The sequence below is a fragment of the Massilia aerilata genome, from assembly GCF_042656905.1.
In the GTDB taxonomy this organism is placed as follows: domain Bacteria; phylum Pseudomonadota; class Gammaproteobacteria; order Burkholderiales; family Burkholderiaceae_D; genus Telluria; species Telluria aerilata.
Genome location: NZ_JBHSMZ010000016.1, coordinates 532,276 through 558,251 on the forward strand (window position 1 = coordinate 532,276; position 25,976 = coordinate 558,251).

26 protein-coding genes are annotated in these 25,976 nt (G+C 66.3%); 12 read left to right on the top strand and 14 right to left on the bottom strand.

The features are described from left to right. Positions 1-75 precede the first annotated feature (75 nt). From ACFPO9_RS21915 to rsmB, 10 genes are all read right to left on the bottom strand, one after another. Positions 76-1,350, bottom strand: coding sequence for an ABC transporter permease (locus ACFPO9_RS21915; protein WP_379774887.1), 1,275 nt, complete (start codon positions 1,348-1,350; stop codon positions 76-78). Positions 1,351-1,361: 11 nt separating this feature from the next. Beyond that, a complete protein-coding gene (locus ACFPO9_RS21920) occupies positions 1,362-2,318 on the bottom strand; it encodes an ABC transporter ATP-binding protein (RefSeq protein ID WP_379774889.1) in 957 nt (318 codons plus the stop codon). 13 nt (positions 2,319-2,331) lie between these two features. Beyond that, positions 2,332-3,657, bottom strand: coding sequence for an EAL and HDOD domain-containing protein (locus ACFPO9_RS21925; RefSeq protein WP_379774891.1), 1,326 nt, complete (start codon positions 3,655-3,657; stop codon positions 2,332-2,334). Between the two features lie 112 nt (positions 3,658-3,769). Beyond that, complete coding sequence (locus ACFPO9_RS21930; protein ID WP_379774894.1) at positions 3,770-4,540, bottom strand: class II glutamine amidotransferase; 771 nt, start codon at positions 4,538-4,540, stop codon at positions 3,770-3,772. An 82-nt stretch (positions 4,541-4,622) separates the two neighbouring features. Further along, entirely contained in the window at positions 4,623-4,880 is a 258-nt protein-coding gene (locus ACFPO9_RS21935; RefSeq protein ID WP_230020237.1) for a BTH_I0359 family protein, read from the bottom strand. A 108-nt stretch (positions 4,881-4,988) separates the two neighbouring features. Continuing rightward, complete coding sequence (locus tag ACFPO9_RS21940) at positions 4,989-5,390, bottom strand: GTPase (RefSeq protein WP_379774897.1); 402 nt, start codon at positions 5,388-5,390, stop codon at positions 4,989-4,991. A gap of 14 nt (positions 5,391-5,404) precedes the next feature. Then, complete coding sequence (locus tag ACFPO9_RS21945; protein WP_379774900.1) at positions 5,405-6,139, bottom strand: response regulator; 735 nt, start codon at positions 6,137-6,139, stop codon at positions 5,405-5,407. Between the two features lie 50 nt (positions 6,140-6,189). Further along, on the bottom strand, positions 6,190-8,508 hold the full coding sequence (locus ACFPO9_RS21950) for a sensor histidine kinase (RefSeq protein ID WP_379774903.1): 2,319 nt from the start codon (positions 8,506-8,508) through the stop codon (positions 6,190-6,192). Positions 8,509-8,511: 3 nt separating this feature from the next. After that, positions 8,512-9,093: a DUF4390 domain-containing protein gene (locus ACFPO9_RS21955; protein ID WP_379774906.1), complete on the bottom strand. Its 582-nt coding sequence runs from the start codon at positions 9,091-9,093 to the stop codon at positions 8,512-8,514. A 39-nt stretch (positions 9,094-9,132) separates the two neighbouring features. Beyond that, positions 9,133-10,674 (bottom strand): 16S rRNA (cytosine(967)-C(5))-methyltransferase RsmB, encoded by a 1,542-nt coding sequence (gene rsmB, locus ACFPO9_RS21960; RefSeq protein ID WP_379774909.1) that lies wholly within the window; start codon positions 10,672-10,674, stop codon positions 9,133-9,135. A 159-nt stretch (positions 10,675-10,833) separates the two neighbouring features. Here rsmB and argS point away from each other — a divergent pair, with 159 nt between their 5' ends. The 7 genes from argS to ACFPO9_RS21995 are packed head-to-tail and all read left to right on the top strand — an operon-like array spanning position 10,834 to position 17,007. Further along, positions 10,834-12,546 (top strand): arginine--tRNA ligase, encoded by a 1,713-nt coding sequence (gene argS / locus ACFPO9_RS21965; protein ID WP_379774911.1) that lies wholly within the window; start codon positions 10,834-10,836, stop codon positions 12,544-12,546. Then, complete coding sequence (locus tag ACFPO9_RS21970; RefSeq protein WP_379774913.1) at positions 12,546-13,274, top strand: SPOR domain-containing protein; 729 nt, start codon at positions 12,546-12,548, stop codon at positions 13,272-13,274. Before argS ends, ACFPO9_RS21970 begins: the two co-directional genes overlap by 1 nt. Before the next feature lie 11 nt (positions 13,275-13,285). Then, positions 13,286-13,969 (top strand): thiol:disulfide interchange protein DsbA/DsbL, encoded by a 684-nt coding sequence (locus ACFPO9_RS21975; protein ID WP_379774915.1) that lies wholly within the window; start codon positions 13,286-13,288, stop codon positions 13,967-13,969. Next, a complete protein-coding gene (locus ACFPO9_RS21980) occupies positions 13,966-14,769 on the top strand; it encodes an SDR family oxidoreductase (RefSeq protein ID WP_379774918.1) in 804 nt (267 codons plus the stop codon). The genes ACFPO9_RS21975 and ACFPO9_RS21980 overlap by 4 nt, the downstream gene beginning before the upstream one ends. Further along, complete coding sequence (locus ACFPO9_RS21985) at positions 14,766-15,530, top strand: biotin--[acetyl-CoA-carboxylase] ligase (protein WP_379774921.1); 765 nt, start codon at positions 14,766-14,768, stop codon at positions 15,528-15,530. Before ACFPO9_RS21980 ends, ACFPO9_RS21985 begins: the two co-directional genes overlap by 4 nt. Before the next feature lie 10 nt (positions 15,531-15,540). Next, complete coding sequence (locus ACFPO9_RS21990) at positions 15,541-16,272, top strand: type III pantothenate kinase (protein ID WP_379774924.1); 732 nt, start codon at positions 15,541-15,543, stop codon at positions 16,270-16,272. A gap of 9 nt (positions 16,273-16,281) precedes the next feature. Then, positions 16,282-17,007 carry an SPOR domain-containing protein gene (locus tag ACFPO9_RS21995; protein ID WP_379774926.1) on the top strand — a complete coding sequence of 242 codons (726 nt, stop codon included), beginning with the start codon at positions 16,282-16,284 and terminating at the stop codon, positions 17,005-17,007. A gap of 50 nt (positions 17,008-17,057) precedes the next feature. On the opposite strand, the gene ACFPO9_RS22000 is transcribed toward ACFPO9_RS21995, so the two are convergent. Beyond that, positions 17,058-17,309 carry a hypothetical protein gene (locus ACFPO9_RS22000; RefSeq protein WP_379774928.1) on the bottom strand — a complete coding sequence of 84 codons (252 nt, stop codon included), beginning with the start codon at positions 17,307-17,309 and terminating at the stop codon, positions 17,058-17,060. A 243-nt stretch (positions 17,310-17,552) separates the two neighbouring features. On the opposite strand from ACFPO9_RS22000, the gene ACFPO9_RS22005 reads away from it, so the two are divergent. The 5 genes from ACFPO9_RS22005 (at position 17,553) to ACFPO9_RS22025 (ending at position 21,775) form a co-directional block, all read left to right on the top strand. Then, a complete protein-coding gene (locus ACFPO9_RS22005) occupies positions 17,553-18,296 on the top strand; it encodes an FAD-binding oxidoreductase (protein ID WP_379774930.1) in 744 nt (247 codons plus the stop codon). Continuing rightward, the gene (locus ACFPO9_RS22010) at positions 18,260-18,916 is read left to right on the top strand and encodes a D-arabinono-1,4-lactone oxidase (protein WP_379774933.1); all 657 of its coding nucleotides are present in this window, start codon (positions 18,260-18,262) and stop codon (positions 18,914-18,916) included. The genes ACFPO9_RS22005 and ACFPO9_RS22010 overlap by 37 nt, the downstream gene beginning before the upstream one ends. A 127-nt stretch (positions 18,917-19,043) precedes the next feature. Beyond that, on the top strand, positions 19,044-20,060 hold the full coding sequence (locus ACFPO9_RS22015; protein ID WP_379774935.1) for a S41 family peptidase: 1,017 nt from the start codon (positions 19,044-19,046) through the stop codon (positions 20,058-20,060). A 265-nt stretch (positions 20,061-20,325) separates the two neighbouring features. Beyond that, entirely contained in the window at positions 20,326-20,940 is a 615-nt protein-coding gene (locus ACFPO9_RS22020; protein ID WP_379774938.1) for a TlpA family protein disulfide reductase, read from the top strand. Between the two features lie 319 nt (positions 20,941-21,259). After that, entirely contained in the window at positions 21,260-21,775 is a 516-nt protein-coding gene (locus ACFPO9_RS22025) for a hypothetical protein (protein ID WP_379774940.1), read from the top strand. A gap of 23 nt (positions 21,776-21,798) precedes the next feature. On the opposite strand, the gene ACFPO9_RS22030 is transcribed toward ACFPO9_RS22025, so the two are convergent. From ACFPO9_RS22030 to mrdA, 3 genes are all read right to left on the bottom strand, one after another. Further along, a complete protein-coding gene (locus ACFPO9_RS22030; protein WP_379774943.1) occupies positions 21,799-22,776 on the bottom strand; it encodes a septal ring lytic transglycosylase RlpA family protein in 978 nt (325 codons plus the stop codon). A gap of 82 nt (positions 22,777-22,858) precedes the next feature. After that, complete coding sequence (gene rodA / locus ACFPO9_RS22035) at positions 22,859-23,977, bottom strand: rod shape-determining protein RodA (protein ID WP_379774945.1); 1,119 nt, start codon at positions 23,975-23,977, stop codon at positions 22,859-22,861. A 3-nt stretch (positions 23,978-23,980) separates the two neighbouring features. Beyond that, entirely contained in the window at positions 23,981-25,969 is a 1,989-nt protein-coding gene (mrdA, locus tag ACFPO9_RS22040; RefSeq protein ID WP_379774947.1) for a penicillin-binding protein 2, read from the bottom strand. Positions 25,970-25,976 lie beyond the last annotated feature (7 nt).

The window sequence follows — 25,976 nt, forward strand, 5'->3', positions numbered from 1 at the left end:
AGGCGGGAACCCAAGTTCTGCGTGAGCTAACGAAACGCAAGCAAACTTAGGTTCCCGCCTCCGCGGGAACGACGACTAGCTGCGCTTGAACTTCCACACCGCCAGCAGCGCAAACAGCAGCGAAAATCCCGCCAGCACCCCCATCGCCGGCAGCACCGCCATCGCATCCAGCCCGCGCCAGGTCACCGCATCCAGCCCATCGATCGCCCAGCGCGTCGGCACCGCCAGCGTCAGCTGCTGCATCCAGGCCGGGAACAGGAAGGACGGCATCCAGGCGCCGCCCAGCATCACCATGATCAGGATCGCGAACATGGCGATGCGGCGCGCGGCTTCCGGGGTCTTGCCGAAGGCCGCGATCAGCAGGCCCAGGCAGGCGGTCAGCACGCCGAAGCACAAGGCCATGCCGAGGAAGCCCGGCAGGCTGGCTATGTGCACGCCGAACACGAACACCGCCACCGTGAACACGATGCACAGCAGCGCGAAGGCGATGATGGCGCCGGAAGCCGCGCGCGCCAGCAGCACCTGGGCCAGGCCCACAGGCGCCGCCAGCAGGCGGTTCCAGACGCCGCTGCGCTGGGCCAGCAGGATGCCGATGCCCATGTCGATGCCCATGAACAGAATGAACTGCACACCCATGCCGGCGAAGGCGTGCGCGTAGGCGTTGTAGCCCTGCTCCGCGATGCCGCTGGAGAGCTGTCGATCCAGCGTGGTGAAGGGCATGGTCATGCCTTTCGAGGGACCGGCCGCCGCGCCGTCCCTGGCCGGCAAGGCCTGGTACTTCTGCACGCTGGCCAGCATGTCGCGAATGACCTTGCTGTCGGGGTCCGTCTTCGCCTGCTCGTCGAGCTGCTGCATGCTGCGCGCGGTGATCTCCTGGCCCATCTTCCCGCCGAACATTTCGGCGCTCACGACCGACATCACCTGCTGCGTCAGCATGCCCTTGACCATGCCCAGCACGGCCGGCTGCGAAGGGTCGTACAGCAGCGGAATGCCGGGCTTCCTGCTGTTGCCGAACAGGGCCGCGCCGGCCGCTTCGCCAAAGCCCGCCGGCAGCACGATCGCCACTTTCTGGTCGCCCTTGCGCACCGCCTTTTCGGCGTCCGCCATGGCCATCGCCGTGATGTGCAGATTCGGATCCGCTTTCAGCCCGGCGGCGATTTTATTCCCGATCTCGCTCGTGTCCTGCTGCACCAGCGCGACTTCGATCGCACTGGTCTTGGCGCTGCCGCGGAACAGGGAGCCGAAGAAGGCCGCGATCACGATCGGCAGCACCAGGGTCATCACCAGCGCGCGGCGGTCCGATAAAAACAGGATGAGATCCTTGCGGATCAGGGCGTAGAAGGCAGTCATGTCGGCTCGGCTTAGTCGCGCAGGGAACGGCCGGTCAGGGCCAGGAAGATGTCTTCGAGGCTGGTGCGTGCGGTGGCGAAGTGCAGCGGCCGGCAGCCGGCCTGCTGCAGCCAGCCCATCACCGGCAAGGCGTCGGCCGCCTGCGCCAGGCCGATGTCGAGGGCGACGCCGTCGGCGCTCAGCGCATCGCAGCTCAATGAAATCACACCGCGATGCGCACGCAGGCCATCCAGCAGCGACGCATGCGCCGGCTCGGCCAGTTCCACGCGCAGCGCGGCCTGGGCCGCCAGCCGGCTGTGCAGCGAAGCCGGGCTCTCGTCCGCCAGCACCTTGCCATGGTCGATGATGACGATGTGGTCGGCCAGGCGCTCCACCTCTTCCATGTAGTGGCTGGTGTAGATCAGGGCCTTGCCCTGGGCCTGCAGGGCTTCCAGGGTATCGAAGATGGCGTTGCGGCTCTGCGGATCGACGCCGACGGTGGGCTCGTCCAGGATCAGGAGCTGCGGATCGTGCATCAGGGCGGCGGCGATGTTCAGGCGCCGCTTCATCCCGCCGGAATAGGTGGCGGGCTTGTCGCGCGCGCGGTCCGCCAGGTTCACCTGCCCCAGCACCGTCTCGATCCGCTCGGCCAGCTGCTTGCCGCGCAGGCCGTACAGGGCGCCGAACAGCTTCAGGTTTTCCAGCGCGGATAAATCGTCGTACAGCGCCAGGTCCTGCGGCACCACGCCGATCCTGCGCTTGACCGCGGCGGCGCCCGGTGCGACGCGCTCGCCGCCGAGGACGATGTCGCCGGCATCCGGCGCCAGCAGGCCGCACAGCATGCCGACGATGGTCGATTTACCCGCGCCGTTCGGGCCCAGCAGGCCGACGGTCTGGCCGGCCAGCACGCGGAAGGAGACGCCGTCGACGGCCTTCCGTGTTCCGTAGGTCTTGACCAGATTGTTCACGCTTAGCAGGACGGACGACATGCGCTACCCCTCTTCAGATCGCGTAGCGCACTACGCTGTCACTCCACTGGAACGCGGCCATCTCGAGTTCGACCATGTCGTCGCCCGAAATCGCCAGGCCGCGCAGGGCCGGCAGCACGCCGTCGTCCTGGCTGTCGTGGCTATCGGGCGACTCGATGCATTCGGCCAGCTTGAGCAGCTCGCCGAAGAAGCCGCTGCGGCGCAGCAGCGCATTGGCGATCTCGTCGCTGACCGGGATCTGTTCGACGATGTCGGCCATCGGGATGCCGAACAGGACGTCCATCAGCGACATGATGCCAACCGTGAAGGCGATCTCGGACAGGTAGCGCTGGCCCGGGCGCAGGCGCTGGGCCAGCAGCTCCATCAGGCGGCCGCGCGTGGTGGCCAGCATCAGCAGCGGGGTCTGGTTGTGGCCGCGCGTGCCCGGCTCGGCGTACAGCATGATCTGCAGCCAGCGCTGCAGCTGGCGCCGGCCCAGCACCAGCAGGGCCTGGGACACCGAATCGATGCGCTGGCGCGCGCCCACGGCCGGCGTGTTCACCAGGCGCAGCAGGTTCATCGCCACGGTCACGTCGCGCTTCACGGCGCGTTCGATGTCGGCGTTGTCGACGTCCGAGGTGACCTTGCTCATCAGCTCCAGCACCGCCAGCTGCGAGGGCGAGAGCTTGCGCCCGCCCAGCACCGACGGACGGGCGAAATAATAGCCCTGGAACAGGTCGATGCCGAGGTCCATGCAGGCCTGGTATTCGTCGCGGGTCTCGACCTTGTCGGCCACCACGGTCTTGTGCATGCCGTGCAGGCGCGCCGCCAGGCCGGACAGCGCCGGCTGCGGGTTGTTGCGCACGTCGAGTTTCACGAAGCGCGCCAGCGGCAGCAGCTTCTGCAGGCGCTCGGCTTCATTGGCGCCTGCGCCGCCGATGCCGTCGAGGGCGAACTGGAAGCCGTGGCCGGCCAGTTCGGCCATGCGCGCCAGCACCGCGTCGTCGGGCGCCACGGAAGGCGCGAGTTCGAGCACGGTGCGCTCGCGCGGCAGGAAGGCGTAGATGTCGCTGCCGAGCACGTCGGCGTCGACGTTGATGAAGCAGTGGGCGTCGCCGATCGCGCGCGCCAGGCCGAGCTGGGCGGCGTGGGCGATGACGGTGGCGGTGGCGCTCAGGCCCGGCATGGGCGCGGCCGGCGTGCCGGCGCCGATGTTGGCCTGGCCGAGCGGCGTGCTGCGGAACAGCAGCTCGTAGCCGAACAGCGACTGGTTGCGGTCCAATACGGGCTGGCGGCCCAGGTAGAAATCACGCACCCGCAAGGGATGCTCGGCCTGATCCTGGCTCGGGGTATCGGTCATTTCGGACTCGTTGGCAGCTTGTACACCGGGCTACTTTACCGCATTCCGTCGGCTTAGTGGCTTTTAGGCATTAATTTCCTGCCAAAAACGTGCCAATACGATCACATTCAGATTATTCCGACAACGGCCACCCATCGACGAAGACCTTCAGCTCGCCGGGTGCGAATTCGGTCCAGGTTTCGTTGGTCGTGAGCGGCGCGGTGACGATGATGGCGACCCGGTCGTTCGGCGTCGTCACCTGCGAAAAATCGACCGACAGATCCTCGTCGGCGAGGCAGGCTTTGTCGAAGGGATACTGGCGCACGATGTAGCACAGTTTGGTCGAGCAATGGGCGAACATCGCCGTGCCATCCGACAGCATCATGTTGAAGGTGCCGTGGCGCGCGATCACCTGCACCAGGTCGCGGATGGCCGCGCGCAGGGCCGGCATCGCGGGCATGCGGTCGCCGAAGCGTTCGCGCAGCTGCTGCAGCAGGAAGCAGAAGGCGCGTTCGCTGTCGGTGTTGCCGACCGGGCGGAAAGGACCGTCCAGCACCGGCGTGAAATCCTTGAGGTCGCCGTTGTGGGCGAACACCCAGTAGCGGCCCCACAGCTCGCGCACGAAGGGATGGCAGTTTTCCAGCGCGACCTGTCCTTGCGTGGCCTTGCGGATATGGGCGATGACGTTCAGCGACTTGATCGGGTACTGCTTGATCAGTTCGGCGATCGGCGAGGCGATGGCGGCCTGGTGGTCGACGAAATGGCGGACCCCGGCGCCCTCGAAGAAGGCGATGCCCCAGCCGTCGTGGTGGGTATCGGTGCGGCCGCCGCGGTGGGCGAAGCCGGTAAAGCTGAAGACAATGTCAGTCGGGACATTGCAATTCATGGCGAGTAATTGACACATGAGAGAAGCTTAACACCATGTGCCGGCTGCCGGGCCCCGCCTTACAGTGAGCGCAGGCGACAGGCCCGGAGCGATGCGGGTGTCAATGCAGGACGACCGGCTGGCTCATCAGGGTATCGTAGGAACCCAGGAACTCGTCGATCTCTTCCATCGTCGGCTCGCTTGCAATCAGGTTGTTCACGTCGCGACGGAACGATTGCGCCAGTTTGCCGCCGATGAATGCTTCGCGACGGCCGGACTTGTCGACGATCTCGTAGCCGCCGAAGCGCAGGGCTTCGAGGTTGTGATCGACGCCAAACTCGACGACGCTATATTGCTCGCTGTTGTAGATCATGTTCATGATGACTCCTTCACTCGATCAGATTGGCGAAGCATGGTGCCCGGCGGCGGGCTACCAACAAGGATTGCCTTCCACTTCAATGCTGAGGTGGGGCTGTCTCAACCGATTTCAAGTATCCGGAATTGCCTGAGGAGCTGTAGGCGCGGTCCTATGGTCGGGAGTTAGCCTTAGCAGCTGATCGTATGGCTCGGCCTGCAGCCACGATCGCAACTGATCAAGATGCTCGCTGCGGGCGACACCGATGAAAAGACGTTCCGGGCGTGGGCGCAGCATGCGATTTAATGTTACACGCAAAACCAGGTTGCCGTCGCAGCACAGGCAGCCGGGGGCAATGCGCGCGAACAGGACATGCGCAGGTAGGGTGTCGAGGGGGGAAGTTCCCGTGGCGAGGCCTTCGAGAATCACTGCGGATTTTGCACCATCATGGTACAAGCTTGACAACTGAAGCAGATCGAAGATCGCCTGCTCGCGCAGCACCGCCGAAGAACCCGTGACCAAGGTGACGGTCACGGGAGCATGCGAGGTCATTGCGCGGCGTTCTTCTTGCCCAGCTTGCCGGGTTCGACGCCCAGCTGCTTGAGCTTGCGGTACAGGTGGGTGCGTTCGAGGCCGGTCTTTTCGGCCACGCGGGTCATCGAACCGCCTTCGCGGCCGAGATGGTGCTCGAAATACATGCGCTCGAAGGCGTCGCGCGCCTCGCGCAGCGGCAGGTCGAAGGACAGCGTGTAGCCATGCGCATGCGCCTCGCCGTTGCTGACCGGGCGGGCGATGCCGATCGCGCCGTTCTGCGGCGGCTGGGCCGCGTACATCGGCGCGCTCGGGATGCTCGGCTCGGGCACGGGGGCGCTGGCCACAGCCGGGCGCGGCGCGATGGCCGGCGCGCGCGCCACTTCCTGGGCGCGGGTCAGCCCCTGCTGCACGGCCTTGAGCAGCTTTTGCAGGGCGATCGGCTTTTCGAGGAAGTTCAGCGCGCCGATGCGGGTCGCCTCGACCGCGGTATCGATCGTCGCGTGCCCGGACATCATGATGACCGGCATGGTGAGCAAGCCATCGCGCTGCCATTCCTTGAGCAGCGTGACGCCGTCGGTGTCCGGCATCCAGATGTCGAGCAGCACCAGGTCGGGCGCGCCCTGCTGGCGTGCGACACGGGCCTGCTGCGCGTTCTCGGCCAGCTGCACCACGTGGCCCTCGTCGCCGAGGATCTCCGAGAGCAGCTCGCGAATTCCCATTTCATCGTCAACTACGAGTATGTTCGCCATTCTGTATTGCCTTCCTGTCTGACCCTCACAGCCCAGATTCTAAGCGCGAATTACACTTCGGCCAAGTTCGCCTCGGGTGCTAACTTTAACAGCAAAATCGATACCGAAGCGCCAGATCCGTCCGCGCGGTTGGCAACGTCGATGCGGCCACCGTGTTCGTCGACGATCTTCTTGACCATCGGCAGGCCCAGGCCGGTGCCGCGGGCCTTCGATGTGACATAGGGTTCGAAGGCGCGCGACAGGATTTTCGGCGCGAAGCCGGGGCCGTTGTCGACGATCGCCAGGCGCACCGCGGTGCCGGCGGCGCCGTCCGCGCCCTCGTAGTGAATGACTTCGGTGACGACGTCGATGCGCGGTGCATCGCCGTTCGGCGGCGGGGCGTCGGCCAGCGCGTCCTGGGCGTTCTGCAGCAGGTTGTGGATCACCTGGCGCAGCTGGGTGGCGTCGCCCAGCACCGGCGGCAGCCTGGCGCCCAATGCGGCGTGGATGACGTCCGAGCCGTCGCCGGCCAGGTAGAGGTTCAGGATCTGCGAGATCAGGTCGTTCAGGTCGAGCGGATGCAGCACCGCCGGCGGCGCCTTGGCGTAATCGCGGAAGTCGTCGACCATGCGCTTCATGGCGTCGACCTGCGTGACGATGGTGTCGGTGCCCTTCTTCAGCAGCGCGGCGCCGTCCGCATCCAGGCGGTCGGCCAGCTTCATCTGCATGCGCTCGGCCGACAGCTGGATCGGCGTCAGCGGGTTCTTGATCTCGTGCGCCAGGCGCCGCGCCACCTCGCCCCAGGCCACCGAGCGCTGGGCCGAGATCACGTCGGAGATATCGTCGAACACCACGATGAAGCCGCTGCCCACGCCCACCGGCAGGCGCGAGCCGCGCGCCAGCAGGGTCAGGTCGTGGTCGTCGGTGGTGCCGGGCCGGCGCGGCACTTCGATCTGCTGCTGCCAGTGCGTGCGCAGGTCGCCCTGGCGGCGTCCGTGGCGTGCGGTGGAATGCGCGCTCTGCGCCGCGCTCTGGGCCGAGAAGGCGCGCGTGACGGCGCTGGCGAAGGCTTCCAGGCCCTCGATCGCATCCAGCGGATGGCCCGCCAGCGCGTTCGCGTCCACCTGCAGGATGCGGTGCACGGCCTCGTTCGAGTTGACCACCACGCCGTCGGCGTCCATCACGACCACGCCAGCCGACATGTTGGCCAGCACCGACTCCAGGTGGGCCTTGGCGCTTTCCAGCGCGGAGCGGTTGCGCTCGACCGCGGAACGCGCCTCGAACAGCTGGCCGGTCATGGCGTTGAAGGATTGCGTCAGCGTGCCGAGTTCGTCGCTGGTCTCGACGATCGGGCGCGGCGAGAGGTCGCCCTCGGCCACCGCGCGCGTGCCTTCGGCCAGCACCAGCAGCGGCTGCGCCAGGTTGCCGGCGATGAGGAAGGCACTGCCGATGGCGGAGAAGATCGCCAGCAGCAGGGTCAGTGTCAGGGTCTCGATGTACATCTTGCGCAGGCCCCGGCGCGAGAAGTCGCGGTTCTGGTAGGTGCTGTAGGCATCCTGCAGCACCTGGGCATTCGAGGCCAGGTTGACCGGCACCGACTGCATCAGCTGCAGGTAGCGCGGCGCCGTGCCCGGCGGCTCCGGCACCGCCACCACCGCGCGCAGGCGCAGGCCGGTGGCCATGTCCAGGCCGGTGGGCGCGCCGCCGTTCTGGAAGTCGCGGAACTCGCGTTCGGCGCTGCCTTCGGACTGCGTATAGCCGCCCGGCAGCGCGGCGCGCTTGAGGATCTGCGGGGTCGGCAGGTCCGGCGTCAGGTCGACCTGCGGGTCCTCGGCGGCAGACGCCAGCACCTGGCCCTCGGCCGATACCAGCAGCGCGCTCTGCATGCCGGTCTCGCCGCTGACCAGGCGGGTCAGGATCGCGCGCGCATTGGCCTGGTCCTGGCCGGCCAGGGTGGCGGCGATGGTGTTCGCGGTGGCGCCCAGCTGCGACTTCGATTCGTCCAGCGCGGCCTGCCCCAGTTTCAGGCCGGAGTCCAGCGCGGCCTCGATCTTGACGTCGAACCAGGAGTCGATCGAGTGCGACACGAAGCGCACCGAGACCATGAAGATCAGGAGCCCCGGCAGGATGCCGATGCCGGCGAACAGCAGCATCAGGCGGGCCATCAGGCGCGAGCCGAACTTGCCGGCCTTGTAGCGCGCGTACAGGCGGGTCAGCGCGACGATCACCAGGATCAGCAGCGCGCCGGTGACGGCGGCGTTCAGTCCCAGCAGCCAGGAGTAGTTACGGTCGAGGAAGCCCGAGTTGTCGGAGGCGGAGGCGAGCAGGAACAGCAGGATCGAACCGATCGCGCTGCCGATCACGAGTGCGTAGCGCAGTACCTGGGTCACGGTTTATTCCGCCCGGTAGGTAAAGGTCTTCTTGTGCGACGCCAGGCGCAGGTCGGAATTGTTGAAGGCATCCACCTGGAGCGGCTTCTGCAGGTAATCGCGGTCCATGAACATGCGCAGGGTGACGTTGTAGACTTCGCCGGGCTTGAGCTCGCCCCTGGACGCGATCAGCCAGCGGTTCGGGCGCCGGATCGACAGCAGCGCCTCATCCAGGGTCTGGTAGCTGACCTGGAGACCGCCGCTTTGCTGGGCGCCGCCGATCACCTGCACGGTGTACTGGCGCGTCAGCAGGTCGTAGTGCAGGCGCACGGTGCGGCGCTTGGACACGGCCTTGTCGTCGGTCCACCACCAGCGCGGCCGGGTCAGCTCGATCTCGGTGGTGAAATGCAGGGGAATGCCGTGCATCACGGCCTGTTCGAGACCGCCGGGCAGGTCGAAGGAATAAGTGGCGTTGAGGCGGTAGCCGTCGTCGGAGGCTTCGATGCCGGCCCGGGTGATCTCGATCCCCTCGGCCGCCTGCGCGCTGGCGCAGGCGAAGACCAGCAGCAGCTGGCAAACGAGCAGGCGAAAGAATCGAGCAGTCACTAGGGCCGGAACCTTAAAAAAGCGTGTTATCGGGAAGTCTCACGCCCCGGCCTTCTGGAACAGGGCGTAGAACAGACCATCATGATCCTGCCCGGCACCGCTCGTTGGAAGAAGCTGGCCCGGCGCATCGAGGCGGACCGCGTCATGGCGTGCCGCAAAGGCGGCTGCCTGCGCTTCCGATTCCTGAGGCCAGAGCGAACATGTCACAAACAGCAATTTACCATCGGGCCGCAGCATCTGCCAAAGGTTGTCGAGTATTTTGGTGGAAAGTGTTGCAAGTTGGTGGGTATCGCTCTTGCGACGCAACCAACGGATGTCCGGATGGCGCCGCACGATGCCCGACGCCGTGCACGGCACGTCGGCCAGGATGCGGTCGTAGTGCACGCCGTCCCACCAGTCCGCGTTCTCGGCGGCGCCGGTTTTGACGGTGGCTTGCAGGCCCAGGCGCTGCAGGTTCTGGTCGACCCGCGCCAGGCGGCGGCCGTCCACGTCCAGCGCCGTCAGCTTGACGTCGGCGGTCTCGAGGATGTGGCCGCTCTTGCCGCCCGGGGCGGCGCAGGCGTCCAGCACGCGCATGCCGTCGCGCAGGTCGAGCAGCGGCGCGGCCAGCTGGGCGCCGGCGTCCTGTACCGACACCAGGCCCTGTTCGAAGCCGGGAATCTGCGCCACGTTCATCGCTTGCGCCAGGCGCAGCGCGCCCGGTCCGACGCGGCTGGCCTCGATGCCGGCCGCGGCCAGGGTCTGCAGGTAATCGTCGACGCTGGTCTTGCGCTGGTTGACGCGCAGGGTCAGCGGCGGCTGGCGGTTGCCGGCCTGGAGCACGTCCTGCCACTGCTGCGGATAGGCCGTGCGCACCGCATCGATCCACCATTGCGGATAATTCCAGCGCGCCAGCGGCTGCGCCAGCACGGTGTTCAACAAGGCTTCGCGCTCGCGCAGGAAACGCCGCAGCACCGCGTTCACCATCGCCTTGGCGTGCGCGAAATCGGGGTGGCTCGCGGCCGCGCCGACCGCCTGGTCGACCACGGTGAAGGCTTCGTAGGGCGCCTGCTTGCCTTCCGGCGGATCGAGCAGGGCCAGCGCCGCGCACAGCAGGCCGGCCAGCATGGCGGGCTCCGGCGCTTTGCTGGTCATCATGCCCAGCAGGGTTTCGCTGCGGCCCAGCTGGCGCATGCTGCGGTAGGCGATGTCCTGCATCGCGCCGCGCGCCTGCGGGGTCGCGCCATAGGCCTGGAACACCTCGGCCAGCGCCTGCGGCAGCGCGGTGCCGGTGCGCACGCGTGCCAGGGTGCTGGCCGCGCCGAGCAGGGCGAAGGCCAGCGAATCGGTTTTCAGGTCGGGGCGAAAATCGAGCTGGGCCGGCACCACGACTTCGTGGCTCTGGCGCAGGCGCGGGGCTTCGTCGACGGCGGACGGGGCCTTGGCTTGCGGGATCGCCGCCGAAGGGCGTCCCTGCGGCGATGGGCCGCGCGGGCCGCCCGCGCTCTTGCCCGGACCTCCCTTGGCCTGGGGCCGCGCGGGGCCGGCGGATTTGGCCGCGGCCTTGGGTTTCAGGGTGAGCGTCGGGCGCTTTTCAGTCATGGCGAATCGGACAATGCATAAAGACGCACATTGTAGCGGTTAAGCGTTGCGCAGGCTTAAACGAAGCTTTGGAGCAAGCTCCAGGGCGTATTCCGCATTGCGTCAAACCAGTATAATGAGGAGCATCCCTCCAGACTATTTCCTTTTCGACCACAGTCCATGCTCGCCCAACAAAAACAAGAAATCGTTGCCCTGTTCCAGGCCGCCCTTGCCCCGATCATTGCTGGCAGCGATTTAACGCCGAATATTGCGCTCGAACGTCCGCGCGACCCGACCCATGGCGACATCGCCTGCAACATCGCGATGCAGCTGGCCAAGCCGCTGAAGACCAATCCGCGCGAACTGGCCACGCGCCTGGTCGCCGCCCTGCAGGCCGATCCGAACGCGCAGGGCCTGATCGCCTCGGCCGAGATCGCGGGTCCGGGCTTCATCAACCTGCGCGTGGCCGACGCCGCCAAGCAGTCGGTGGTCCGCACCGTCCTGCAGCAGGGTCCAGCCTTCGGCCGCGGCACCGGCGGCGATGGCCACCACGTGATCATCGAATTCGTCTCGGCCAATCCGACCGGCCCGCTGCACGTCGGCCACGGCCGCCAGGCCGCGCTGGGCGATTCGCTGTCCGCGCTGTTCGAGTCGCAGGGCCACAAGGTGACCCGCGAGTTCTACTACAACGACGCCGGCGTGCAGATCCTCACCCTGGCCAATTCGGTGCAGGCGCGCGCGCGCGGCTTCCGCCCGGGCGACCTCGAGTGGCCGGAGTCGGCCTACAACGGCGACTATATCCAGGACATCGCCGACGACTTCATGGCGAAGAAAACCGTCTCGGCCAGCGACGGCCAGCCGGCCACCGCCTCCGGCGACACCAATGACCTCGAATCGATCCGCCGCTTCGCCGTCACCTACCTGCGCAACGAGCAGGACCAGGATCTGCAGGCCTTCGGCGTCAAGTTCGACAATTACTACCTGGAGTCCTCGCTGTACGCCGACGGCAAGGTGGCCGCCGCCGTGCAGGCGCTGGTCGACGCCGGCGTCACCTACGAGCAGGATGGCGCGCTGTGGCTGAAGACCACCGACTACGGCGACGACAAGGACCGCGTGATGCGCAAGTCCGACGGCACCTTCACCTATTTCGTGCCGGACGTCGCCTACCACATCCAGAAATTCAAGCGCGGCTTCGACCAGGCCATCAACGTCCAGGGCAGCGACCACCACGGCACCATCGCGCGCGTGCGCGCCGGCCTGCAGGCGGTAAATCTTGGTATCCCGCGCGGTTATCCTGATTATGTGCTGCACAAGATGGTCACCGTCATGAAGAACGGCGAAGAGGTCAAGATCTCCAAGCGCGCCGGCTCCTACGTGACCGTGCGCGACCTGATCGAATGGTCGGGCAACGGCGACGTCACCCGCGGCCGCGACGCCGTGCGCTTCTTCCTCATCTCGCGCAAGGCCGACACCGAGTTCGTGTTCGACGTCGACGTCGCGCTGGCCACCAACGACGAGAACCCGGTGTACTACGTGCAGTACGCCCACGCCCGCATCTGCTCGGCGCTGGCCAACTGGGGCGGCGACCTCGCCGGCCTGGCGAACGCCGACCTCTCGCCGCTGACCCAGCCGCACGAAGCCAGCCTGCTGGCCAAGCTGGCCGAGTTCCCCGAAATGCTGCAGCGCGCCCAGTCGGAACTGGGCCCGCACCAGGTCGCGTTCTACCTGCGCGAGCTGGCCGGCGAGCTGCACAGCTACTACTTCGCGCACAAGTGGCTGCTCGACGACGACGAAGCGCTGAAGCTGGCGCGCCTGGCCCTGGCCCTGGCTGTGCGCCAGGTGCTGCGCAACGGCCTCGCGCTGATCGGCGTCTCGGCGCCGGAGAAAATGTAATGGCACGCAGCCGCAGCATCCATGCGCTCGCGCGCCAGCGCGGCAGCACGCTCACCGGCCTGATCATCGGCCTGATCGTCGGCCTCGGCATCGCTGTCGCCGTGGCCCTGACGATCACCAAGGGCGCCTCGCCGTTCACGGAAAAGACCGCCAAGGCCGGCCGTCCCGCCGACCCGGCGCCGGGCCAGGCGATGGATCCGAACAAGCCGATGTACGCCAACCGCGACGCCGCGCGCGAGGCCAACAAGGAAGTGACCGAGAAGGCGGCGGCGCGCAGCGCGAAGCCGGCCGAACCGGCGGCGCCGGCCGCACCGGCTGCGGCGGCCGATCCGCTGGGCCAGGCGATCGCCAGCATGGAGTCGAGGCAGCCAGTGTCTGCCTCGACGGCCGCCCAAGCCCACCCGGCCGCGCGCGACGCGCATCCGCTGGCCGCGCCCGCCGCACCGCCGACCGCCGTCGCGGCCGCGCCGGCCCCCGCTGCCGCCAGCGGCGACTACATCTACTACCTGCAGGCCGGCGCCTTCCGCGAGATGCCGGACGCCGAAGCCACCCGCGCCAAGCTGGCCCTGCTCGGCTTCGAAGCCGCGATCAGCGACCGCACCAGCGACAGCGGCGTGCTGCACCGCGTGCGCCTCGGCCCGTACAACCAGGTCGAAGCGATGAACAAGGCGCGCGCCAAGCTGCTCGACAGCGGCGTCGACGTCGCCATCGTGCGCAACCAGCGCTGAGCGGGCCATTCATGACGAGCCGCCGCCTGTTCTGCGCTTCCCTGCTCGGTTTGGCCACGGCCGGCTCGATTGCCCTGCCTGCCGCTGCTGCTGCCACTGAACCGAAGGACGGGGTCGAGTACCTGACCCTGCCCTCGCCTCTTCCCCTTGATGCCGGCCGCAAGGTCGAAGTGATCGAGTTCTTCGCGTATTACTGCCCGCACTGCTACGCCTTCGAACCTGTCCTTGCCGAATGGGTCAGGCAGCAGGGCGACAGGATCGTCTTCAAGCGCGTGCACGTCTCGCGCGACGCCAACGTGGCGCCGCAGCAGCGCCTGTTCTTCACGCTGGAAGCGATGGGCCTTGCCGATCGCTTCCACGACAAGGTGTTCGCCGCCATGCACGTCGACCGCCTGCGCCTGAACAGCGACGAGCAGGTGTTCGACTGGATCGCGAAGAACGGCATCGACCGCGCGAAGTTCATCGACACCTACCGCTCCTTCGGCATCCAGCAGCGCCTGCGCCGCGCGGACGCCATGATGGATACTTACCATATCGACCGCTGGCCGATGATCGCGATCGGCGGCCGTTACCTGACTTCGCCCTCGCATGCCAACGAAAGCGCCATCGCCGCCGGCGAAGCGCGCAGCGAGGCGCAGCAGCACCAGGTGGTGCTGCAGGTGATGGACTACCTGGTGGGCAAGGCCAGGCAATGAGTCCCGCGGCGAGCCGCGCCAACACCCCGCTGCGCGTGTTCATCACCGGCGCGTCCAGCGGCATCGGCGCCGCCCTGGCGCGCGAGTATGCGGCGCAAGGCGCCGTGCTCGGCCTGCTGGCGCGCCGCCGCGACGCGCTCGAAGCACTGATCGCCACTCTCCCCCATCCCGAACGCCATCGCGCCTGGGCCGTCGACGTCACCGACCACGCGGCGCTGGCGAGGGCCGCGCGGGATTTCATCGCCGTGAACCAGGGCGCCGACGTCGTGATCGCCTCGGCCGGCATTTCGCACGGCACCCTGACCGAGCGGCCCGAGGACCTGCCGCTGTTCGACTCCGTGTTCGCCACCAACCTCAGCGCCACCATCGCCACCTTCGCGCCCTTCATCGGCACGATGAAAACCCAGGCCGGCATGCGCCGGCTGGTGGCGATCGGCAGCATGGCGGGCGTGCGCGGCATGCGCGGCGCCGGCGCCTACTGCGCCTCGAAGGCGGCGGTGCACAGCTATGCCGAATCGCTGCGCCTCGAAATGCGCCCTTGCGGCATCCGGGTCGTGACCATCGCGCCCGGCTACATCGATACACCCATGACCAGCAATAACCGTTTCCCCATGCCCTTCCTGATGCCGGCCGGACGCTTCGCGGCCCAAGCCGTGCGCGCCATCGAGGCCGGCGCGAGCTTTCGCGTGATCCCCTGGCAGATGGGACTCGCCGCCAGACTGCTGCGCGTGCTGCCGGACTTCCTGTTCGATCCGCTGTTCGCGCGCGCGCCGCAAAAGGCGCGAAAGGAGGCCGCATGAACGCGCAGCAGATCATGGCGCTGTCCCACGCCGGGGTCGCCGTCGAAGTCGTCGCGGAGACCGGCTCGACCAACGCCGACCTGCTCGCGCGCGCTTCGACGCTGGAAGCGCCGCTGCTGCTGGTGGCCGAGCACCAGACCGCGGGCCGCGGCCGCGCCGGACGCAGCTGGCTGTCGGCGCCCGGCCACTCGCTCACCTTTTCGCTGGCCTGGAAGTTCGAGGGCGGCGTGCAGAAGCTGACCGGGCTACCGCTGGCGGTCGGCACGGCGCTGGCCGAGACCCTCGCCCGGCTCGGCCAGCCGGTCCAATTGAAATGGCCGAACGATGTGCTGAAGGACGGCGACAAGCTGGCCGGCATCCTGGTCGAAACCGCGTCCGCGGATAGCGGCGGCGTCTGGGCCGTGATCGGCATCGGCCTGAACCTGGCCATGCCGGACGAGCTGGAACAGCAGATCGGCCGCTCGGTCGCCGCCGTGCCCTGGCTGGCGCGCATGGAGCGCGACACCCTGCTGGCCGCCATCCTGGACGGCCTTGCCGAGGCCCTGCGCCTGTTCGACAAGAGCGGCTTTGCCGCCTTCAGCGCGCGCTGGAACCTGCTGCACGGCTGGCAGGGCCAGCTGGTCACCATCCTCGACCGCGGCGAGGTGCTGCAAGAGGGCCTGGCCGCCGGCGTCGACGATGCCGGGCGCCTGCTGCTGGACACCGAAAGCGGCCGCATGACGATCGTCGCCGGCGACGTCTCGCTGCGCATCAAGGGCTGAGGCGATGACGATGCTGATGGTCGACGCAGGCAATACCCGGGTCAAGTGGGCCATCGCGCAGGAAGGCGCCGCCGCGGGCGACTGGCTTGCGCACGGCGCCGTGGTGCATGCGGAGCTGGACAGCCTGGCCGCCGCCTGGGCCGGGCATGCCGTGACGCGCGCAATCGTGTCGAACGTGGCCGGCGCCGCCATGCGCGACAAGCTGGCGGCGCTGCTGCCGGTAGCGCTGCCGGAGTGGTTCGGCGCGCAGGCCGAGCTGGCCGGCCTGCGCAACCGCTACCGCAATCCGGCCCAGCTGGGCGCGGACCGCTTCGCCGCCGCGCTGGGCGCGCGCGCCCTGGTTCCCGGCAAGGCGCTGGTGGTCGCCACTTGCGGCACCGCGACCACGGTGGACGGCGTCACGGCAGGCGGCGACTTCGTCGGCGGGATGATCCTGCCTGGCCTGGGCCTGATGCTGTCCTCGCTGGCGCGCGGCACCGCGCAGCTGCCCGAGACCAGCGCCGCAGCCACGCTGCCCCCGAGCTTTGCCGACAACACGCTGGACGCGATCCGCTCCGGCTGCATCGCGGCCCAGGCCGGCGCCATCGAGCGCGCCTTCGCCGCCCTGCCGGCGGAATTGTGCATCGTCTCGGGCGGCGCGGCGGGCCATGTGGCGCCGGCTTTGTCCCTGCCCTGCCGGATGCTGGATAATATCGTGCTGGTCGGCCTGCACGCGGCCGCCCTCGCCCCCACTTCATCATAGGAAAACGCTGTGTTGAGATTCGTCTTCTGGTCGCTGCTGTTCCTGAACGCCGCCCTGTTCGCCTACGCGCAGGGCTTCATGGGCTCGAACAAGGGCAGCGACGAGGAACGCGCGCGCATCAAGCCCCAGCTCGAAGCCGGCAGGCTGACGCTGCTGACCAGCGAACAGGCCGAGGCCGCGAAGACGCCGGCGGCGGCCGCAGCACAGGCCAGCGCACCGGCCGCCGCTGCCGAAGAAGCGAGCACGCCGGCACCCGCTGCTCCCGCAAAGCCACTGGCCTGCATCGACGTCGGCACCTTCAGCGCCGGTGAGTCGAAGCGCTTCGAATCGCGCCTGGCCGCGCTGGACCTGGGCGAGCGCCAGTCGCGCCAGACGGTGCAGGCCCAGGACGTGACCAGCTACCTGGTCAACATCCCGCCCCAGGCCAGCAAGGACGCGGCCGATCGCAAGGCCGGCGAGCTGCGCGAGCTGGGCGTCACGAATTTCTTCATCATGTCGGGGGATTCGCCCATGAAGTGGGCAATCTCGCTGGGCGTGTTCAAGACCGAGAGCGGCGCCCAGGCCCTGCTGGCGCAGCTGAACAAGCAGGGCGTGCACAGCGCCCGCATCACGCCGCGCGGACCCCAGACCACGCGCTACAGCTACCGCTTCCGCGATATCGAGGCGGCGGCGCGGGACAGGATCGTGTCGGTGGCCGATGCGGTGTCGTCGGCGGAAGTGAAGAATTGCCGATGAAATGAACGTGGGCGCCTTCGTTTTGAGGCTCCCGGCCTCAAAACCCCAGCCTACTCCCGTTCGGCGCCCGGAATTGTCGTCTTCCGGCGCTCGGGCCTGGGGTCGGTTTCATGGAAGCCCGCCACGAACATCATCAATATCTCGGGGGCGATCTGGGCCTCCCCCAGCTCCAGCACCTCCGCAGCAATTTTCGACAGGTCCGGCGCTTGCTGCGCCTCGGCCGCCTGGTACATCGCCTGGCGGGTAATGCGGCCCAGCTTGAACGCCAGTTCCGCCATCGCATGCTTCTCTTGGTCTTGCATCGTTTCTCCTTTGTTGGCCGAGTATAGCGACTGGCTGGCCATACCGGCCACACGCGACGCCGCCGCCAGGTAGCGAGCGGCGCGACCCAGGGACGCGGTTTCCACGACTCGCGCCATGCGGGCGGATCGGCGGGCATTCCGGCGCAAAGCCGGTGCTAGGATGCGTGCACTATCCACCCGCCGCCCATGCTCATGCCGACGACCCGCCGCACCTTTCTTGCCCAGTCCCTGGCCACCGCGGGCTTGCTTGCCCTAAGCCCTCTCTCCGCGCTGGCCCGTCCTTCCTTTGCGGTCGCCAATATCAGCCAGCTCTATCCGGTCGAAGTGGCCCGCATCGCGGTTCCCGAATCGACCGAGCAGGTGGCGCGCGAAGTCGGGGCATGGGACGGCAAGGTCGCGATCGGCGGAGGCCGGTACAGCATGGGCGGGCAGACCGCGGCCGCGCTCGGACTGCATCTCGACATGCGGCGCATGAACCGCCTGCTGCACGTCGACCGTACGGCGCGCTGGGTGCGGGTACAGGCCGGCATGACCTGGCGCGACCTGCAGGACGTACTCGATCCCGCCGGTCTTTCGGTCAAGAGCATGCAAAGCTATTCGAACTTCACGATCGGCGGCGCCGTCTCCGTCAATGCGCACGGGCGCTACACCAACACCGGCCCGGTAGGCAGTACGGTCAGGGCGCTGCGCATGGTGCTGGCCGACGGCGCCATCGTCGACGCGAGCCCAGGCGAGAACACGGAACTGTTCCGCGCGGCTGTCGGCGGCTATGGCGCCGCCGGTGTGATCGTCGAGGTGGAACTCGATTTAGCGGAGAACTGCCGCATCGAACGCCAGGTCGTGCCGCTCACCCTGGACAGCTATCGCGCCTACTTCACGCGGCAGGTGCGCGATGCGCCCGATGTCGTCATGCATAACGCTGACCTGCTGCCCCCCACTTCGATGCGCCGGTGGCCGTGTCGTGGCGCCGCACCGGCAAAGCCCTGACCGAAACCGCGCGCCTGGTCCCGCGTGGCCAGCACTATCGCGTCAGTCACGCCGCGCTGCAGGTGGCGACCGAAGCGCCCTTCGGCGATCTGCTGGTCATGCATGTGCTGCACCCGTTGCTGCGGTCGGCGGGCGTGGTGAAGTGGCGCAACCATGAGGCCAGCCTGGACGTCAAGGAACTCGAACCGGCATCGCGCGCGGTATCGACCTATGCCCTGCAGGAGTACTTCATCCCGGTGGCCGGATTCGAGGCGTTCGCGCGCGAGATGGCGGCGCTGATCCGGGGGCATGGCGCGCAGGTGCTGAACGTCTCGGTGCGGCACGCGCAAGCCGATCCGGTACCGCTCTTGCCCTGGGCGAAGGAGGAAGTATTTTCCTTCGTGGTCTATTACAAGCAGCAGACCAGCGCGGCAGCCTGTGCCGCCGTGGGCGAGTGGACGCGGGCGATGATCGATGCGGCCTTGCGTCATGGCGGCCGCTACTACCTTCCCTACCAGCTGCATGCGACGAAGGCGCAGTTCGAGCGGGCCTATCCCGAAGTCGAGGCGTTCAGGCGCGTGAAGCGGGCGCTGGACCCGGCAGGGAAATTCTCGAACACGATGTGGGCCAGGTATCTCTGAGCCAGCGCACCCTGATGTCTATGCGCGGCTTGTGACAATCCGAGAATCTGTTCGCTGCGAAAGCCGCTATCCTGTGTGCTACAGCTTGTTTTATATCCGCCTGCCTCTTTCGCGATGGGAGCAAAACTTGAAAAGAAACGCTCTGGTCCTGGTATTCGTGCTGTCGCTAGCGCTAACTGGCACCTTGATTGCCATGCCAGAGCTGTACCAACGATATCTTCCCGAACCAGTGGCCGACGGCGCCACGCGCGCACAAACAATCGATACGCTGCTTGGCCGGCTAAACCAGCACTACGTTTTCCCCGAGACTGCAAAACGGATAGAAGCGCTGCTACGAAAGAAGCAGCATGACGGCAAGTACGACACGGTGACCGATGGCGAGCAATTTGCCGCACAGCTCACGGCTGACATGGCTTCCGTGGCGCACGATCTACACATGAAAGTGAAGTTCAGCCCCAAGCCCCTGCGCCCCGGCCGCGCGCTCATGACAAATGCGCTGTCGCAGGCGACCCTGCACCACAACGATGGCCTCGACAATGTCGATCATTTGAGTCCTGCGATTGGCTACCTGAAGATATCGACATTTCCACCCCCTTCCCTTGTAGCGGAGAAGTATGCTTCGGCGATGAACAAGCTGTCCGATACCGACGCGCTCATCGTCGACCTGCGCGACAACCACGGCGGCTCCGCCGAATCGGTGGCTCTGCTGATCAGTTATTTCGTCGACCGTCCCACACGCCTCAACGACTTCTGGTCGCGCGATTCCGGCCAGACGAGGCAGACATGGACCCAAAACACACTCGCCGGTAAACGTTATGGCAGCAAGAAGCCGGTCGCGATCCTCGTCAACCGTGTTACGGCGTCGGGAGCCGAAGACTTCACTTATACGATGCATGCGTTGAAACGCGCCACGGTGATCGGCGAACGTACTCTTGGCGCTGCAAACCCCATCGCCTTGCATCGCCTGGGGGACCACTTTTTTGCCGCCATCCCGGACAGCCGCCCCATCAATCCGATCACGCACACGAACTGGGAAGGCTCGGGGATAACACCCGATATGCCGGCGCGGCCCGCCGATGCGCTGACGGTGGCGAAAGACATCATGCAGAGGCAGCTCGACGCGGCCGGTCGTGACAGTCCGTGACTTTTCCTGCGAAGCAAACTGCTAAGCTGGGCGAAGGCCGAGTACGGTCAGGAGTGCACCTTACGCGGACTAACATTTATTGCTACGAAGCTCAGTAATGAAAAAGTTCAGCGGGACGTGCCAGGATAGTTTGCCAACATGCCGTGCCTTCACAATTCATCGACATATGCTCGTAAACATTTTCCAACGCTTTGTCCTCAGCGGGGCCGCTTGCCTGGCCTTGCCTTGTTTTGCCGGTCCACTTGTCGATTCCCAGATGGGGCAAATGCTCAATTTGAAGGAAGCGCACAAGATCACTCTGCTCGACATGCACGGCAAGGCCGTGACCGAGGAGCAGTTCATGGCCTTGCCGGGCTCCTTTAACATCGACAAGCACAAGAACGCGGACGGCACCATCGATATGGTGCTGCGGCGGAACGATCCGAACGAAAAGCCGAAGCTGGCTGCCGCACCGGTCGTGCTCAAGGTGGGCGATACGCTGCCGACGTTCGCATTGAAGGGGCTGGACGGCCAGGTCGTCAACAGCAAGAGCCTGCGCGGGCGCTACAGCGTTCTGAGCTTCTACTTCGCGGAGTGCGGGCCTTGCATCCACGAGGTGCCGCAGTTAAACGCACTGGCCAAGGCCCATCCGGACATGGGCTTTCTTGCGCTGACCTTCGACAGCATGGGCGATGCCAAGGCGTTTGTGCAGCAGCGCAAACTGGGATGGCCCGTGCTGGCAGAGGCCGATACCTACATCAAGAGCCTGAAGGTGAAGTCGTACCCGCTGCTGCTGGTGGTCGGGCCAGACGCTAAAGTGGTGGCGGTGCGCAGCGGGTTGAACGATAACGCGCCGCAGATTTTGGCCTGGGTAGACGGCGTGCTGGCGAAGACGAAATAAGCCAATCGCCTCTGGTGTAAATCGGCGGGTGGCATCGCATTTACACCCCGCTTCTTCATTCGCTCGTGAAGGAAGCGATTGGCTGTTCTCCAGCGCGCTGGGACAACGGCCGACTGACCATTACTTGTGATGGGAATTACCTCAACTATGCATTGAAGAACAACGGCACACCGCCGCATCAGACCTGGCCAACACAGGGAAGCCATGGTGGAAATTTCGGCAGTGAGGTCTGCCGTGGGTTAAAAGCAACCTCAACCAATAGGCCGCAGCTGGCAAAGAGGGAACATCGTCAGCAATTTTCACAAGCGATGATTTATACATGCAGCGTTACCTGATCACCATCATCCTCGCGGTCGCGCTTGTGTTTGCGTTTCAGTACCTGAAACAGTTGCATCTCGCATTCGCCGTCGTCCTTGCCCTGGCCTGCGCACCGTTGATGGCGTGGCTTTGCGCACCGATGTTCATGGATCTTGCGACAGGATGGATTGGATTCTCCGAGCGTGCGGGGCGTGGCGCCTTGCAAGGAAAGTATTACAGCTTTGATGCGCGGCGGATTCGTTTCTTCCTTGTGAACGACACCATCTGGGTAGCCGAATCCGATCTGACTGGCATTCTAGGCCAGGCAATGACGGAACGCGAACGCCGGCAACTCGGCGGCGAGTATGGTGTCGTTCCCGGGAAGAGATTTCGCGGCTTTACAGAGGATGGAATAATGCGCCTTCTTTCGACACGGCTCGGCGATCGCCACTCGACGCGGCAGATCATACGCTTCAAGCACTGGCTCCAGACCGACGCCTTCCCGAATGTTCGACGCCTGCCCGGCTCCAGCGCCTGAATACGCGCGAGCCGCAGCAAGGTTCAGCGCCGCACGACGATAGGCTTCAGACCCAGCGACGAAGGCAGCGCACGCATCGCCTCCTGCGCCATCGCCCGCGTCTCGAACGGCCCGCTGTAGAGGCGATTGACGGAACCCGATCGCACCACTTCGAGCGCCGGCGACACGCCGGATTTCTTCAGCATCTCGCCGATCTCTTCGGCCTTGCCTTCACGTCCGTAAGCGCCCAGCTGCAGGTAGTAGCCGGATGCCGGCGCGGCCTTGACGGCGGCCGCTTGCGGACGCGCCACCGCGGCGCTGTCCATCGCCACGCGGTCTTCCAGCATCAGCGCGGCGATTTCCGACGGCGCCGGCGCAGCTTGCGCGGCCGAGGTCGCGGCGCGGCGCACGGTGGCGATGCGGGTCGGATCGTCCGGGAACAGGCGCTCGATCTCGACCTGGTGGCTGCCCTTGCCCAGCAGGCCGAGCTTGAGCGCCGCCGTGTACGAGACGTCGACGATGCGGTCCGAGTGGAAGGGACCGCGGTCGTTGATGCGCACCACCACCGACTTGCCGGAATCCAGGCTCGTCACGCGCGCGTAGGATGGAATCGGCAGCGTCGGGTGCGCGGCCGTCATCTTGTACATGTCGTAGGCTTCGCCCGAGGAGGTGCGCTGGCCGTGGAATTTCACGCCGTACCAGCTGGCCACGCCGCGCTGGGTAAAGGGTTCGTCGTTGAGCAGCGGCGTGTAGGTCTGGCCGAACACCGCGTACGGCTTGTTGGCGAACTTGGCGTAGGGCTCGTACTTGACCACGGCATCCGGCAGGTCGCGCAGGCCGGCCGGCGGATTGTCGCCGGGGCCGTCGTCCTGGTAGTAGCCGCCGCGGCCGGAACCGGCTGCGGGCAGCTTGGGCAGGCTGGGATCGATGTCGCCGTGCCGCGTGGTCACCTTGTGCTTCCAGGGCAGCGGGATCAGGCTTTTGTGTTCGCCGGTCTCGGTGGTGGTACTGCAGCCGGTCATCAGCGTTGCGGATGCCAACGCGATGACCGCTGGCAAAAATCGGCCTCGCACTGCGCGAACGGCCATCGCGTTCTCTTTCATGTCAGGTCTGCACCAGTTTGCGGTGTCTTTGAATGCTCATCAATATACCACTGCAGAGCCCCAACGTAATCAGGGCAGTACCGCCATAGCTCATGAATGGAAGCGGAACGCCGACCACGGGCAGGATCCCACTGACCATACCCATGTTGATAAAGCAATAAGTGAAGAACATCATGGACACGGCGCCGGCCAGCAGGCGCGTGAACAGGTTCGGGGCATTTGCAGCGATCATCATGCTGCGCCCGATGAGCAGCAAATACAAGAACAGTAACACCAGGTTACCGATCAGGCCGAATTCCTCGGAGTACACCGAGAAGATGAAGTCGGTGGTGCGCTCGGGAATGAACTCCAGGTAGGCCTGGGTGCCCTTCAAATAGCCCTTGCCGCTCACGCCGCCGGAGCCGATCGCGATGGTCGACTGGATGATGTGGAAGCCCTTGCCCAGCGGGTCCGAGGTCGGGTCGATCAGCGTCATCACGCGGTCGCGCTGGTAGTCGTGCATCATCGACCAGGCCACCGGCAGGCTGGCTGCACCGGCCGCGAACAGGCCCACCAGGGCCTTCCACGACAGGCCGGCCAGGAAGATCACGTAGAAGCCGGACGCGCCCACCAGCAGCGCGGTGCCGAGGTCGGGCTGCTTGGCGATCAGGCCGAAGGGGATGACCAGCAGGATCGCGGCGACAATGAAGTTCTGCCACTTCATGAAGCCGGCCCGGGTCTGGAAATACCAGGCCAGCATCAGCGGCGTGGCGATCTTCAGGATCTCGGAAGGCTGGATGTCGACGCCGACGTGCAGCCAGCGCCGCGCGCCCTTCTTGATGGTGCCGAACAGCGCCACCGCCACCAGCAAGGTGACGCCGAAGGTATAGATGGGCACCGCAAGCCGCAGCAGCATCTGCGGCGGAATGTTCGCCGCGATCCACATCACGGTGAAGGACAGCAGGATGTTGCGCATCTGCCCTTCCATGCGGCCCGGGAAGTCGTGGCCGGCCGAGCTCATGGTCAGGGTGCCGACCGAGAACAGCAGGAACAGGATCAGGGCCAGCGGGCCGTCGAACACCAGCAGATAGGGTTTCAGGCGCCGGCTCAGCGAACGCCGTTCAGGGATATGGGCTGGCATCGCTTACTCCTTGTTGCCAGGGGTTTCGCCGCCCGGCGGCTTGGGCTGGCCCGCGTTCGGACCGAACGCCTCTTCCGGCACCGCCAGGTCTTCCTTCTGCACGGCGGCGCTCGGCACCGGCCTGGCCTTCTCGCCCGGGCGCTTGCCGAGCAGGTAGTAGTCGAGCGCCTTGCGCGCGATCGGCGCCGCATATTGCGCGCCGAAGCCGGCGTTCTCGACCACCATCGCGATCGCGATCTTCGGCTTGTCGGCCGGCGCGAAGGCGGTGAACAGCGCGTTGTCGCGCAGGCGTTCCGGCGTCATGTTGTGGTTGTACTTGGCGCCCTTCAGGCCGACCACCTGGGCGGTACCGGTCTTGCCGCCGGCCGTGTACTGGGCATCGCGGAAGGCCAGGCGGCCGGTGCCGCTCGGGTCGGTCATCACGCCCACCATCGCGTGCTTGATGGTGTCGATGTTTTCCTGCTTCAGCGGGATACGGCCCGACTCCTTCGCCACCGTCAGCGTGCGCTGGTGGGTGCCGCCGTCTTCGAGGATCTTGACCAGGTGCGGCTTCATGATCACGCCGTTGTTGGCCAGGGTGGCCACCGCGTGCGCCAGCTGCAGCATGGTGTAGCTGTTGAAGCCCTGGCCGATGCTGATCGAGATGGTGTCGCCGCCCACCCACTTCTGGGCCGCGCGGTTGCGCTTGAAGCGCTCGCGCTTCCATTCCTGCGACGGCAGCACGCCGCCCTTCTCGTGTTCGAGGTCGATGCCGGTCGGCGAACCGAAGCCGAACTGCTTCATGAAGCCGCTGATGGCGTCGATGCCCAGGTCGTTGCCGAGCTGGTAGTAGTAGGTGTCGCAGGACATCACGATCGAGCGGTACATGTCGATGTAGCCGTGGCCGCCCGGCTTGTCGTCGTTGAAGCGGTGCCCGCCCAGCATGAAGAAGCCGGGGTCGCTGATGCCCTGCTCCGGACGGCGCTTGCCGAGTTCCAGCGCGGCCAGGGCCATGAAGGGCTTGAAGGTCGAGCCGGGCGGATAAGTGCCGGACAGCGGACGGTTCATCAGCGGACGGTCGAGCGAGGTATTCAACTCATTCCAGCTTTGCGAGTCGATGCCGTCGACGAACAGGTTGGGGTCGAAGCCGGGCCGCGACACGTAGGCCAGCACGTCGCCGGTTTCCGGTTCGATCGCGACCAGCGCGCCGCGGAAGTCGCCGAAGGCTTCCTCGATCACCTTCTGCAGCTCGATGTCGATCGACAAGACCAGGTTGGTGCCCGGCACCGGCGGCGTGCGCGACAGGGTGCGGATCGCGCGCCCGCCGGCCGAGCGTTCGACTTCCTCGTAGCCGGTCTGGCCGTGCAGCTGGCGCTCGTAGCTCTTCTCCAGGCCTTCCTTGCCAATATGGTCGGTGCCGTTGTAGTTGGCGGCGTCGTCGCCGTTTTCGATGACCTTGGCCTCGGCCTGGTTGATGCGGCCGATATAGCCCAGCACGTGGGAAGCGATCTCGCCCAGCGGGTACTGGCGGAACAGGCGCGCCTGCACCTCGACGCCGGGAAAGCGGAAGCGCTGCGCGGTGAAGCGCGCCACCTCGTCGTCGCTCAGGCGGGTGCGGATCGGCACGCTGGAAAAATTCTTCGACTCTTCCAGCAGGCGCCTGAAACGCTTGCGGTCCTTGGCTTCGATCGTCACCAGCTTGGCCAGCTCGTCGATCACGGAATCGAGGTTGGCCTCCAGTTTCGAGGGCGTGATCTCGAGCGTGTAGGCCGAGTAGTTACTGGCCAGGACCACCCCGTTGCGGTCCAGGATCAGGCCGCGGTTGGGGACGATCGGCACCAGCGCGATGCGGTTGTCCTCGGCCTGGGCCATGTACTGGTCGTGCTTGACCACCTGCAGCCAGACGAAGCGGGCCACCAGCAGGCCGAAGCAGATGAACACGAGCACCACCAGCGCCGAGAGGCGCATGCGGAAGTGGTGGATCTCGCGATCGCTGTCTTTAATCTCGGTCATTCGACAA